This window comes from Paracoccus albus (assembly GCF_027913035.1).
In the GTDB taxonomy this organism is placed as follows: domain Bacteria; phylum Pseudomonadota; class Alphaproteobacteria; order Rhodobacterales; family Rhodobacteraceae; genus Paracoccus; species Paracoccus albus.
Genome location: NZ_CP115775.1, coordinates 2,783,429 through 2,795,603, shown reverse-complemented (window position 1 = coordinate 2,795,603; position 12,175 = coordinate 2,783,429). Strand labels below are relative to the sequence as shown.

Here is a 12,175-nt window from a genome sequence, read left to right as displayed (position 1 = left end):
CTTGGGTCAGTTGACGCTTAAGGACATCGTGAAAAAATTCGGCACGATAGAGGTCGTGAAAGGCGTCTCGCTGGATGTTCGCGAGGGTGAGTTTATCGTCTTTGTCGGCCCCTCGGGCTGCGGAAAGTCGACCTTGCTGCGCATGATCGCGGGGTTGGAGCATACGACCTCTGGCGACATCGTGATCGACGACCGCAGGGTCAACGATCTTGCGCCGGTCAAACGCGGCATCGCCATGGTCTTCCAGTCATATGCGCTGTATCCGCATATGTCGGTGTTCGAAAATATCGCCTTCCCCCTTCGCGTGGAAAAGGCACCCGAAGCCGAGATTCGTCAGAAGGTCGAATCCGCCGCGAAGATCCTGCATCTGGATCAGCGACTGGAGCAGAAGCCGGGAATGCTTTCCGGTGGGCAGCGTCAGCGCGTCGCCATTGGCCGCGCCATCGTGCGCGAACCGGAAATTTTCCTGTTTGACGAACCGCTGTCGAACCTTGATGCGGCGCTGCGGGCGGATATGCGGATCGAACTTACGCGCCTGCACAAGCAGCTTGGCGCGACGATGATCTATGTCACGCACGACCAGATCGAGGCCATGACAATGGCTGACCGGATTGTCGTTCTGAATGCAGGCTATATCGCGCAGGTCGGCGCACCGCTGGAGCTTTATCACAAGCCGCAGAACACGTTTGTCGCGGGCTTCATCGGCAATCCGCGCATGAATATGCTGAACGTGACCTGCAATGCCGTGACAGATACCGGCGTCGAAATCAGCTTCAACGGCCAGAATGCCCTGATACCTGTGGTCGGGCGTCCGGGGCTTGAAGGTCAGACGCTGTCTTTGGGAATCCGGCCCGAACATGTCGAAATCCGTCCGGGTGAACTGACACTGAGCGTAACGCCCGCTGTGGTGGAGCGTTTGGGCCAGCAGACGATTGCCTATGCGCCGCTGAACGATGCGGAAGAGAATTTCTCTATCGTGCTGCCCGGTTCGCGACGGGTTGCAGAGGACACGCCGCTGGATATCAGCTTCTCACCCGCCGACTGCCATCTGTTCGATTCGGACGGTCAGGCTTTGGAACGGCGGGTTGACCTGTCGACGCTGGACGCCCCGCCGATGCCGATTTCGGCGTAGGCTTAACGCGCCAGTTACGACCTGCCCTGAAAGTGGGCAAGGTGGGTCTGGATTGCCCAAAACAGCAGCATCCCGGCAGTTGGCCTTAGCGAAACGCGCAGATTGACCTCACATCGGTTCCTGCGCGGTTCTACCGTTGGGCCATGTTTGACGCTGCCATCATGCAACGCAGCTTCGGCGCGGCGAAGGTCGCTCTGGATCGCGGCACTCTGACGGAACTGTCCCAATCGGGCAGCGCCAAGGTCATGCTGCCGCGCACATATGGCGCTGCGCCAGAACTGGTATTCCTGAACACGTCGGGCGGGCTGACGGCCGGCGACCGGCTTGAATACAGCGTGACCCTCGGTCCCGACACCAGGGCCATAGCGACGACCCAAACTGCAGAGCGTGCCTATCGCGCGGATGGGGAGCCCGCGCAGGCAACCGTATCGCTGCATGTCGCTTCGGGCGGCAGGCTTGACTGGTTGCCGCAAGATACGATCCTGTTCGACGGTTCAAGCTTTGCGCGGCGGACCGATATTCGGCTTTGCGGAGATGCCGTTTTTCTGGGGCTTGAAACCATGGTTCTGGGGCGGCAGGCCATGGGCGAAACCGTGCGAGAAATATTTCTGCGCGATAGCCGTAAGGTCACGCGCGATGGACAGGTGGAGGTATTCGATCCGCTTCGGCTTGATTCCGTCGCCATCAATCGTGCGGGTTCACCCGCGTTGCTCAGCAACGCGCGGGCCTTTTCGGTGCTGATTTATTCAGGGCCTGATGCGGACCGGCATTTGCAGGATTTGCGCGCAAGTCTGGATGAGCCGGGGGTGGAGGCCGCCGTTTCCGCCCTGCCGGGCCGGATGATCCTTCGTGCATGCGCCGCGGATGCATGGCCGCTGCGGCGCCAGATTGTGCGTCTGATCGCGATTTTGCGACCGGGCGGAATGCCCCGTGTCTGGCAATCACAGGAGTAAGGATGAACCTGACCCCACGCGAAAAGGACAAGCTGCTGATAAGCCTCGCTGCGATGGTTGCGCGCGGTCGGCTGGAACGCGGCGTCAAGCTGAACCACCCCGAGGCCATCGCGCTGATCACCGATTACGTGGTCGAGGGCGCTCGCGACGGGCGCAGCGTGGCTGACCTGATGGCGGCAGGTGCAACCGTGATCCGTGCCGAGCAATGTATGGAGGGCGTGCCCTCGATGATCGAGACCGTGCAGGTCGAAGCCACATTTCCCGATGGCACGAAGCTCGTGACCGTCCACCACCCAATCCGCTGAGGAAGACCGATGAAAAAGACCCTGATTCTGCTGGCCCTGATGCCATCTGTCGCATTTGCCCATACCGGGCATCAGGCTGGCAGCTTCCACAGCGGTTTCGGCCATCCTTTCGGCGGCGCTGACCATATGCTGGCGATGGTGGCGCTTGGCCTTCTTGCCGCGCAGATTGGCAAGCGTGCTGTGTGGGTGTTGCCCCTGACCTTCGTGACGACAATGCTGCTTGGCGGGATGCTGGGGGCGGGCGGAATGCCCTTCCCGGCGGTTGAGCCGACGATCCTGGCCTCCTGCATCATCCTCGGTGCGCTTGTCGCCCTAGCCGTGCGCCTGCCATTGTCGGTGATGCTGGCGGGGACGGCGCTGTTTGGCGCGGCGCATGGCTGGGCGCATGGGGCAGAGGGTCCGGTGAATGGCTTGGCGGTCTATGCGGCGGGTTTCGTCGTGGCAACGGCGCTGTTGCACGGGCTCGGCATCGTGGCGGGCAAAGCCATTCCGGCACTGGCGCTCCGCCTGACGGGCTTTGCAGCGGCGCTTGCGGGCGTGACTTTGGCGATGGCGGGCTGACATGATCCCCGGCGAGATCATACCCGCACAGGGCAGCATCACCCTGAACGAGGGTCGCGAGGCGATCACAATGATGGTCGCCAATACCGGCGACCGCCCCGTGCAGGTCGGCAGTCACTATCATTTCGCGGAAACCAATCCGGGTCTGGATTTCGACCGCAAGGCCGCGCGCGGTATGCGTCTGGACATCGCCGCAGGCACCGCGATCAGGTTTGAGCCGGGGCAGAGGCGCGAGGTCCGGCTGATCCCCTTCGAGGGTAACCGGCAGGTCTGGGGCTTCAACCAGCAGATCATGGGGGCGCTGTAATGCCGGTCCAGATTTCCCGCGCCGCCTATGCCGATATGTTCGGTCCAACGACCGGCGACCGCGTGCGTCTTGGCGATACCGATCTGGTGATCGAGGTCGAACGCGATCTGACCATCTATGGCGAGGAGGTCAAGTTCGGCGGCGGCAAGGTCATCCGCGACGGGATGGGGCAGAGCCAGATCACCCGCGAGGGTGGGGCGACGGACACGGTGCTGACCAATGCGCTGATCCTTGACTGGACGGGCATCTACAAGGCCGATCTGGGTCTGAAGGACGGGCGCATCGCCGCCATTGGCAAGGCGGGCAACCCCGATACCCAACCCGGCGTCGATATCATCATCGGGCCGGGGACCGAGATCATCGCCGCCGAGGGCCGGATCGTGACCGCAGGCGGCATCGACTGCCATATCCACTTCATCTGTCCTCAGCAGGTCGACGACGCGCTGCATTCCGGCATCACCACAATGATCGGCGGCGGCACTGGGCCCGCGCATGGGACGCTGGCCACCACCTGCACGCCGGGGCCGTGGCATATCCGCCGAATGCTGGAGGCTGCGGATAGTCTTCCGATGAATATCGGGCTGGCGGGAAAGGGCAATGCCTCGCGCCCCGAAGCCCTGATCGAACAGGTCCGCGCCGGGGCCTGCGCGCTGAAGCTGCATGAGGATTGGGGCACGACGCCCGCCGCCATCGACTGCTGCCTGACCGTGGCCGACGACATGGACATTCAGGTCATGATCCATAACGATACGCTGAACGAATCCGGCTTTGTCGAGAATACTTTGAAAGCCATCGCGGGCCGCACCATCCATGCCTATCACACAGAAGGCGCGGGCGGTGGCCATGCGCCTGACATCATGCGGGTGGTGGGCTCGCAGAACATCATCCCTTCTTCGACGAACCCGACGCGGCCCTATACGGCAAACACCATCGAGGAGCATCTCGATATGCTCATGGTCTGCCACCATCTGGACCGCTCTATCCCCGAGGATGTGGCCTTCGCCGAAAGCCGCATCCGGCGAGAGACCATCGCGGCTGAGGATATCCTTCACGACCTTGGCGCGTTCTCGATTATCAGCAGCGACAGCCAAGCCATGGGCCGTGTCGGAGAGGTGATCACCCGCACATGGCAAACCGCGCATAAGATGAAACAGCAGCGCGGGCGGCTGGAGGGTGAGGCTGGGGATAACGACAATCTCCGCGCCCGGCGCTATGTCGCGAAATACACGATTAACCCGGCTGTAGCGCATGGGATAAGCAGCCATACAGGCAGCGTCGAGACGGGCAAACGCGCCGATCTGGTCATCTGGTCGCCTGCGTTTTTCGGTGCCAAGCCAGAGATGAGCCTGATCGGCGGGCAGATCGTCATGGCGCAGATGGGCGATCCGAACGCTTCGATCCCGACACCTCAGCCGATGTACTCACGACCGATGTTCGGGGCGCTTGGACGGGCGATGCAATCTGCAGCGGTGCATTTCGTCAGCGTAGCAGGGCTTCAGGACGGTGCGGCGGATGGGCTGTATAAACAGGCAGTCGCCGTGCAGGACACGCGCGACATCGGCAAACGCGACATGCGCTTGAATGATGCCACGCCCGAAATCGCGGTCGATCCCGAAACCTATGAAGTCCGTGCCGACGGGCAATTGCTGACCTGCCAACCGGCGACAGAGCTGCCCCTGGCGCAGCGCTATTTTCTGTATTGAGTGGAGCGAACATGCATTTTCTTGCCAATGGTGACGAACTCGGTGTCGCGGTGGCGATCCTCCCCGCCGATCACGGCCGCAAAGTCGTGGGGCGCGTCGTGCTGGATTATGAGGCCCGATGCCTGCGCCGGAAGCGGCTGGCAACGGAAGGCGGAGCGGCATTCATGGTCGATCTTCCGCAAACCGTCAGCCTTGATCCCGGCGCGGCCTTTGCGCTTGCCGATGGAAATGCGATCGAGGTGATAGAAGCGCATGAGCCCGTCTTGCGGATCGAAGGCGAGCTGCCCCGGCTGGCCTGGCATATCGGCAATCGCCACTGCCCCTGCGAAATGGCTGAGGATCATCTTATCATCCGCGCGGATCCGGTGCTGGAAGACATGCTTCGCAAGCTTGGTGCAACGATTGCAAAGGGGTTTGCGCCCTTCCGGCCCGAAGGTGGCGCCTATGGTCATGGACGGACATTCGGTCATTCCCACTGAGGCGGCTCGTTTGCTGGCCGTCCAGCTTTTGTCCCCGGCTTTCCCGACCGGGGCCTTCGCCTATGCGCAGGGTCTGGAATGGGCGATGGATCGGGGTGAGGTCGCGAATGGTCCGGCCTTGGCCGGCTGGATCGCCGATGTGCTGGAATATGGCGCCGGCTGGTCAGACGCGGTGATCCTGTCGCTTGCTTTGCGACCTTGCGCGGATCATGCGGCTTTGGATGATCTTGCCCGCGCAATGTGCCTGGCGTCAGAACGACTGTCCGAAACGCTGGAACAGGGCGCTGCTTTTGCTGTTACGGCAGCCGCCCTGACCGGCACCGATGCATCGCCCGCGGCCCTGCCGGTTGCCGTTGGGCGCGCGCTTGCCAGCCTCGGCATGCCGCGGGCAGAGATCATCGGGCTTTATCTGCACGGGCAGGCGTTGAACCTGATCCAGGCGGCTGTGCGATTCATGCCTATGGGGCAGGCCGAGGGGCAGCGCATCCTTGCCAGCCTTGCACCGTTGATACTGCGGCTGGCGGCGCTTGCGGCGGATGCGGAGGAGGACGATCTGGGCGGCTGCGCCATCGGCGCGGAACTCGCACAGATGCGACATGAAACAATGACCGTGAGGATATTCCGCTCATGACTAACGGACCCCTTCGCGTCGGCATCGGCGGCCCGGTTGGCGCCGGCAAGACCACGCTGACGATTGAACTTGCCCGTCTGCTGGCCCCGCGCCTGTCCATGGCGGTCGTGACGAACGACATTTATACGCGCGAGGATGCCGAGGCATTGATGCGGGCGCAGGTCCTGCCGCAGGACCGGGTGCGTGGCGTTGAAACCGGCGGCTGTCCGCACACCGCCATTCGCGAGGATGCCAGCATCAACCTTGCCGCGATTGCAGAGTTGACCGAAAAGCTGCCGGGCCTGGATCTCGTGCTGATTGAATCGGGCGGCGATAACCTTGCGGCGACATTCAGCCCGGAACTGGCCGATCTGACGATCTATGTGATCGATACGGCTGCCGGTCAGGATATTCCGCGTAAAAGGGGGCCGGGACTGGCACGGTCTGACCTGCTTGTCGTCAACAAGACCGATCTCGCGCCGCATGTAGGCGTCGATCCGGAATTGCTTGAGAGCGATGCGAAAACCGCACGAGGCATGCGACCCGTCATCACGGCCGCATTGCTGCAAGGCAAAGGCGCGGCAGATGTCGCGGAATTCATCATCCGCGAGGGCGGACTGCGTCCAAGGCTCTGATTTCAGTCCGGCCTTGCCGTAAATTTAAGCAAACTGACAGAAATCTGGTTGATCAGGCGTCATGTGAACAGATCGTTGCAGTGAAACCCCTGACTGCAATTGCCTGAAACCCCGGCACGGGATCTTCTGCAGATGCGAAAGGCCCGCAAAGGGTCGGAAGTGTGCGACGGCCACCGCCTGGAAAACGACGCCGCCGCACTGGTGCAACGAAGTTGCCGCATCGTCTTAGCATCGCGCCCCTCGGTCGGGAAGCGGTCAGTCTTTTGCGGCCCGAAAGGGAACGATATGCAGGGAATGAGGTATTTTCTGGCCAGCAGCGCGCTTGGCATGACGCTGGCCGGGGCGGCCTGGGCGCAAGATGACACGATCAAGATCGGCGTGCTGCACTCACTGTCCGGCACCATGGCGATTTCCGAGACCACGCTGAAGGACACGGTCCTGATGATGGTCGAACAGCAGAATGCCAAGGGCGGCCTTCTGGGCAAGCAGATCGAAGCCGTGGTCGTCGATCCGGCCTCTGACTGGCCGCTTTTCGCGGAAAAGGCGCGGGAACTGATTTCGGATCAGGGCGTCGATGCGATTTTCGGCTGCTGGACCTCTGTCAGCCGAAAATCCGTCCTGCCCGTGATCGAGGAACTGAACGGGCTGCTGTTCTATCCCGTGCAATATGAGGGCGAGGAATCGTCGAAAAACGTCATTTATACGGGTGCCGCGCCGAACCAGCAGGCGATCCCGGCGGTGGATTACATGCGCGATGAACTGGGCGTGGAAAAATGGGCGCTTCTGGGCACGGACTATGTTTATCCTCGCACGACGAACACCATTCTCGAAGCCTATCTGAAGGAAAACGGCGTCGCGCAGGACGATATTTTCGTCAATTACACGCCTTTCGGGCATTCCGACTGGTCGAAGATCGTCGCCGATGTTGTCGCCCTGACCAATGAGGGAAAGCAGGTCGGTGTCGTTTCGACCATCAATGGCGATGCGAATGTAGGGTTCTATAAGGAGCTGGCGGCGGCGGGTGTCAGCGCCGATGACATTCCGGTCATGGCCTTTTCGGTGGGTGAGGAGGAGCTTTCGGGTCTGGATACCGCCAACCTTGTCGGTCATCTGGCCGCCTGGAACTATTTCGAAAGCGCGGAATCGCCCGAAAACGCCGCATTCATCGACGGATGGCATGCCTTCACTGGTGACGATAACCGCGTGACCAACGACCCGATGGAAGCCACGATGATCGGCTTCAATGCTTGGGTTGCAGCGGTTGAAGCAGCAGGCTCGACCGAGACAGACGCCGTGCTGGACGCGATAGTCGGGGTCGAGGTCCCGAACCTGACGGGCAGCATGGCCGAGGTTCTGCCGAACCACCACCTGACCAAACCCGTCCTGATCGGTGAGATTCGCGAGGACGGCCAGTTCGATATCGTTAGCGAAACCGACCCGGTGCCGGGCGATGCCTGGACAGATTTTCTGCCCGACAGCGCCGTTCTGGATGCCGACTGGCCGGGCAAGGAGTGCGGCATGTTCAACACTGAAACCGAAAGCTGCGTGCAGGTTCAGTCGAATTACTGAGCCACGGCGGGGCGGCCCTGTGCCGCCCCTTCCACGCGAATTGAAAGGGCCATCATGCGCCGTTTGTTTCTTTGTCTTCTTCTGCTGATCGCAACACCCGTATCCGCTCAGGACCTCGGCACGGTGCTTGAGGCCAATCGCGAGCAGATCACAAAACCCTCGCGCCAGACCATCGGGCCGGTGATCGACGAAATCGCGGCGAGCGGTGAAGGTGCCGTGGCCTTTCTGGAGGCATGGGGCGACCGGCGTATCGGTGTGACCGAAGACGGACGCTTTGCGATCATTGAAGGCCATACGGCCACCGATGCCGTGACAGGCGAGCCGGTGACGGATGAGCTGGATTCGCTGCGACCAAATTCCGGCGTGCGCGGGCTGATTGCAGCGGCGCTTGTGCCGGCCCAGCTTGCGGATCCCGATCCTGCCCGCCGACGCGCGGCACTGGATGCGCTTGGCCGGGATGCAACGGCGGAACATCTGCCCGCGCTGCGGGCAGCGCTTGACGACCCCGATCCTACTATTGCCGCCCGCAAGGCGCGGCTGGAGCGTCTGCTGACCATCCGTTTCGATCCCGATCCTGCCGCCCGCGTCGCGGCCATTGAAAGCTTTGCGGGGGATAGCGGCAGCGATGTGCAGGCGGCGCTGAACCCGCTTCTGACAACGACGCGCATCGCGGCACCTGAACTGACTGCCGATGCCAATGTCGCACGCCGTCTGAATGTCGGCAGCGATCTGACGCGGGCGGAAGCATATCGCCTGCTGGTCGATGCCGATCTCGCCCCGCCGAGGCTAAGCGATGCGGAACAGAAATCCGCGCTTGCCGCCAATCTGTCCGACGGGCAGGTCGGCGATATTCCCGTGGCCAATCTTGACAGCCCCGATGCCCGCGACCGGGCCTATCGTGCGCTTGCCGCCGCAGGCGCGGTCCGCCCCGCTGCCAGTACGGATCAGGTAGATGCGGCACTGGAAAGCCATGTATTTGCCGATGTCTATGACGAGCCCTCGGCGGAACTGACCGATGCCGCCCGTGGTGCGCTGAACGACCTCGTGTTTCGCGAACGCGCCCAACAAGGTGCCGATCTGATGCTGGATGCGCTGTCGCTGGCCTCGATCTGTTTCCTTGCGGCCATCGGCCTTGCCATCACCTTCGGCGTGATGGGCGTTATCAATATGGCGCATGGCGAGTTCATCATGATGGGTGCCTATACGGGCTATGTCGTGCAGGGCTTCATCGCCAATAAGACGGCCTCACTGCTCGTGGCTCTTCCATTGGCCTTTGTGGTCACGGCCATGGCCGGCATCGTGCTGTATCGGCTGGTCATCCGCCACCTGGTGCACCGTCCGCTGGAAACCCTGCTGGCGACCTTCGGCGTGTCCATCGCCTTGCAGCAACTGGCGAAGAACATCTTCGGCACGCAGGCAAGACCCCTGACCGCGCCCGACTGGCTGGGCGGGTCCATCGGCTGGGGAGAGATCGTGTCGATCTCCACCATCAGGGTTGCGATCTTTGTGCTGGCGCTGCTGTTTCTGGGCCTGTTTCTCTACATCACCAAACGCACGCGCATGGGGCTGAACATGCGGGCGGTGACGCAGAACCCCGGCATGGCGGCCAGTATGGGCATCAACCCCGACCGGGTGGCGATGCTGACCTTCGGGCTGGGATCGGGCATTGCCGGTATCGCAGGCGTCGCCATCGGGCTGTTCGCGCAGGTGACGTCCGAGCTTGGGCAGGCCTATATCGTCCAGAGCTTCATGACAGTGGTCGTCGGCGGCGTCGGCAATATCTGGGGAACGCTGGCCGGTGCCGCGATGATCGGCGGGCTGCAGAAGGGGATCGAGGTTCTGAACCCGGCCAATACGTTGGCCGCGCAGACCTGGATGATCCTCTTCATCATCATCTTCATTCAGTTCCGGCCAAGGGGCATCTTCCCGACCCGCGGCCGCTTTGCAGAGGGTTGAGCCATGCTGATCCGCAAACACCCATCCGTGCTGATCTTCCTTGCCCTGCTGGCAACCTTCACCATCGCGGTGACCCTGATGTCGCAGGCCTATGGAACGGGCGCGATCCCGACCTCGACGATCAAGCTGTTCGGCAAGACGCTGTGCCTTGCGCTTGCCGCGCTCGCGATGGATCTGGTCTGGGGCTATGCAGGCATCCTCAGCCTTGGTCACATGGCCTTTTTCGCGCTTGGCGGATACATGATCGGCATGTGGCTGATGTATGCCCGGACCGAGGAGATCGTGACGGCGACGCTGGCCAATGCGCCGATCCCGCCCACCCCCGCAGAGGTGCAGGAGGGCATCGCCAGCCAGATTTTCGGCGTCGTCGGATCAAGCGATCTGCCGCTGGCATGGAGTTTCGCGGGCAGTCTGCCGGTCCAGCTTCTGCTGGTGCTGCTGGTGCCGGGCCTCTTCGCGTTTCTGTTCGGCTGGCTGGCCTTCCGGTCGCGCGTGAACGGCGTCTATCTGTCGATCCTGACGCAGGCGATGACGCTGGCCCTTGCCCTGTGGCTGTTCCAGAACGACAGCGGCTTTCGCGGCAATAACGGGCTGTCGGGGCTGCAGAACATCCCCGGCCTGACCGACAAGCCGCAATCTGTGGTCTCGATCTGGTTCCTCTGGGCTTCCGCGCTTGCGCTTGGGCTGGCCTATCTGCTGGCAAGCTGGCTGGTTGCGGGCAAGTTCGGCAGCGTCATCCGCGCCATCCGGGACGATGAGGCGCGGGTGCGGTTCCTCGGCTACTCGGTCGAGGGCTACAAGCTGTTCATCTTCACCCTGACGGCGATGATCTGCGCCATTGCCGGGGCGCTGTATTACCCGCAGGCGGGCATCATCAATCCCGCAGAGCTTGCGCCTATCGCATCCATCTATCTGGCGGTCTGGGTCGCCATTGGCGGGCGCGGCAGGCTTTACGGTGCGGTGATCGGGGCGGTCTTCGTCTCGCTGCTGTCCAGCTGGTTCACGGGCGGCAAGGCCCCCGATCTGAACCTTGGTTTCTACACCGTGAACTGGGTCGACTGGTGGCAGGTCCTGCTTGGCGTGGCCTTCGTGCTGGTCACCTTGTTCGCCCCGCGCGGGCTGTCATCCATCATCGACGCTATGGCTGGTCTGCGCCATCCGATGCGGCGCGGCAAGGATCTTGGCCCCGATCTGGGTGCGCTGCGCGAGAAGGAGGCAGAGGCATGAGCGATCTTCTGGAAGTGTCGGGCATCTCGAAAAGCTTTGACGGATTCAAGGCGATCAACAACCTGTCCTTTTCCATCGGCGCGGCAGAGCTGCGTGCCATTATCGGTCCGAACGGTGCGGGGAAAACGACCTTCATGGATATCGTTACCGGCAAGACCCGCCCCGATGAGGGCGAGGTTCGCTGGGGCGAATTCTCACGATCGTTGCTGAAAATGACAGAGGCGAAGATCGCCCGCGAAGGCATCGGTCGCAAGTTCCAGCGTCCAACCGTGTTTGAGGACCAGAGCGTGGCCGACAACCTGACAATGGCGCTGAAGGCCCCGCGCGGGGCGTTTTCGGTGCTGTTCTGGAAGCCCTGCCGTGCCTCGCGCAGTCGGGTCGACCAACTGGCGGCAGAGGTTGGTCTGGCCGATCAGCTTAACCGCAAATCCGGGGAACTCAGCCACGGGCAGAAGCAATGGCTGGAAATCGGGATGCTGCTGGCGCAAGAGCCTCGGCTTTTGCTGGTTGATGAGCCAGCGGCGGGGATGACGCTTGCGGAACGGGAACAGACAACCACATTGCTGAAACGGCTGGCAGAAACGCGGGCTGTGGTCGTCGTCGAACATGACATGGATTTCGTGCGCCGCCTGAACTGCAAGGTGACGGTGCTGCATCAGGGGGCGGTGCTGGCCGAGGGCTCACTTGACCATGTCTCGGCCAATCCGGACGTGATCGAAGTTTATCTGGGGCGCTGAT

At 62.2% G+C, this 12,175-nt stretch carries 13 protein-coding genes; all 13 read left to right on the top strand.

The features are described from left to right. The first annotated feature begins 1 nt into the window (after window position 1). A complete protein-coding gene (locus PAF20_RS14085) occupies window positions 2-1,132 on the top strand; it encodes an ABC transporter ATP-binding protein (protein ID WP_271071234.1) in 1,131 nt (376 codons plus the stop codon). A gap of 143 nt (window positions 1,133-1,275) precedes the next feature. Then, entirely contained in the window at window positions 1,276-2,085 is an 810-nt protein-coding gene (locus PAF20_RS14080; RefSeq protein WP_271071233.1) for an urease accessory protein UreD, read from the top strand. 2 nt (window positions 2,086-2,087) lie between these two features. Beyond that, window positions 2,088-2,390: an urease subunit gamma gene (locus PAF20_RS14075; protein WP_271071232.1), complete on the top strand. Its 303-nt coding sequence runs from the start codon at window positions 2,088-2,090 to the stop codon at window positions 2,388-2,390. A gap of 9 nt (window positions 2,391-2,399) precedes the next feature. Continuing rightward, the gene (locus PAF20_RS14070; protein WP_271071231.1) at window positions 2,400-2,951 is read left to right on the top strand and encodes a HupE/UreJ family protein; all 552 of its coding nucleotides are present in this window, start codon (window positions 2,400-2,402) and stop codon (window positions 2,949-2,951) included. A 1-nt stretch (window position 2,952) separates the two neighbouring features. Then, complete coding sequence (locus PAF20_RS14065; RefSeq protein WP_271071230.1) at window positions 2,953-3,258, top strand: urease subunit beta; 306 nt, start codon at window positions 2,953-2,955, stop codon at window positions 3,256-3,258. Then, a complete protein-coding gene (gene ureC / locus PAF20_RS14060) occupies window positions 3,258-4,961 on the top strand; it encodes an urease subunit alpha (RefSeq protein ID WP_271071229.1) in 1,704 nt (567 codons plus the stop codon). Before PAF20_RS14065 ends, ureC begins: the two co-directional genes overlap by 1 nt. 11 nt (window positions 4,962-4,972) lie before the next feature. Beyond that, entirely contained in the window at window positions 4,973-5,440 is a 468-nt protein-coding gene (locus PAF20_RS14055) for an urease accessory protein UreE (RefSeq protein WP_271071228.1), read from the top strand. Next, on the top strand, window positions 5,406-6,071 hold the full coding sequence (locus tag PAF20_RS14050) for an urease accessory protein UreF (RefSeq protein WP_271071227.1): 666 nt from the start codon (window positions 5,406-5,408) through the stop codon (window positions 6,069-6,071). Before PAF20_RS14055 ends, PAF20_RS14050 begins: the two co-directional genes overlap by 35 nt. Next, complete coding sequence (ureG, locus tag PAF20_RS14045; RefSeq protein WP_271071226.1) at window positions 6,068-6,685, top strand: urease accessory protein UreG; 618 nt, start codon at window positions 6,068-6,070, stop codon at window positions 6,683-6,685. The genes PAF20_RS14050 and ureG overlap by 4 nt, the downstream gene beginning before the upstream one ends. Before the next feature lie 285 nt (window positions 6,686-6,970). Further along, entirely contained in the window at window positions 6,971-8,254 is a 1,284-nt protein-coding gene (gene urtA, locus PAF20_RS14040) for an urea ABC transporter substrate-binding protein (protein WP_271071225.1), read from the top strand. A 54-nt stretch (window positions 8,255-8,308) separates the two neighbouring features. Next, window positions 8,309-10,210, top strand: a complete 1,902-nt coding sequence (gene urtB, locus PAF20_RS14035) for an urea ABC transporter permease subunit UrtB (protein WP_271071224.1) — start codon at window positions 8,309-8,311, stop codon at window positions 10,208-10,210. A 3-nt stretch (window positions 10,211-10,213) separates the two neighbouring features. Next, window positions 10,214-11,437 carry an urea ABC transporter permease subunit UrtC gene (urtC, locus tag PAF20_RS14030; protein ID WP_271071223.1) on the top strand — a complete coding sequence of 408 codons (1,224 nt, stop codon included), beginning with the start codon at window positions 10,214-10,216 and terminating at the stop codon, window positions 11,435-11,437. Next, on the top strand, window positions 11,434-12,174 hold the full coding sequence (urtD, locus tag PAF20_RS14025) for an urea ABC transporter ATP-binding protein UrtD (protein ID WP_271071222.1): 741 nt from the start codon (window positions 11,434-11,436) through the stop codon (window positions 12,172-12,174). The genes urtC and urtD overlap by 4 nt, the downstream gene beginning before the upstream one ends. Window position 12,175: the final 1 nt, after the last annotated feature.

What these genes read in the sequence shown, in the direction of transcription:
- urtB (WP_271071224.1), top strand. Translation starts at nt 8,309, where the DNA reads ATGCGCCGTTTGTTTCTTTGTCTTCTTCTGCTGATCGCAACACCCGTA.
- ureG (WP_271071226.1), top strand. Translation starts at nt 6,068, where the DNA reads ATGACTAACGGACCCCTTCGCGTCGGCATCGGCGGCCCGGTTGGCGCC.
- urtC (WP_271071223.1), top strand. Translation starts at nt 10,214, where the DNA reads ATGCTGATCCGCAAACACCCATCCGTGCTGATCTTCCTTGCCCTGCTG.
- PAF20_RS14080 (WP_271071233.1), top strand. Translation starts at nt 1,276, where the DNA reads ATGTTTGACGCTGCCATCATGCAACGCAGCTTCGGCGCGGCGAAGGTC.
- urtA (WP_271071225.1), top strand. Translation starts at nt 6,971, where the DNA reads ATGCAGGGAATGAGGTATTTTCTGGCCAGCAGCGCGCTTGGCATGACG.
- ureC (WP_271071229.1), top strand. Translation starts at nt 3,258, where the DNA reads ATGCCGGTCCAGATTTCCCGCGCCGCCTATGCCGATATGTTCGGTCCA.
- PAF20_RS14070 (WP_271071231.1), top strand. Translation starts at nt 2,400, where the DNA reads ATGAAAAAGACCCTGATTCTGCTGGCCCTGATGCCATCTGTCGCATTT.
- PAF20_RS14050 (WP_271071227.1), top strand. Translation starts at nt 5,406, where the DNA reads ATGGTCATGGACGGACATTCGGTCATTCCCACTGAGGCGGCTCGTTTG.
- PAF20_RS14055 (WP_271071228.1), top strand. Translation starts at nt 4,973, where the DNA reads ATGCATTTTCTTGCCAATGGTGACGAACTCGGTGTCGCGGTGGCGATC.
- urtD (WP_271071222.1), top strand. Translation starts at nt 11,434, where the DNA reads ATGAGCGATCTTCTGGAAGTGTCGGGCATCTCGAAAAGCTTTGACGGA.
- PAF20_RS14075 (WP_271071232.1), top strand. Translation starts at nt 2,088, where the DNA reads ATGAACCTGACCCCACGCGAAAAGGACAAGCTGCTGATAAGCCTCGCT.
- PAF20_RS14065 (WP_271071230.1), top strand. Translation starts at nt 2,953, where the DNA reads ATGATCCCCGGCGAGATCATACCCGCACAGGGCAGCATCACCCTGAAC.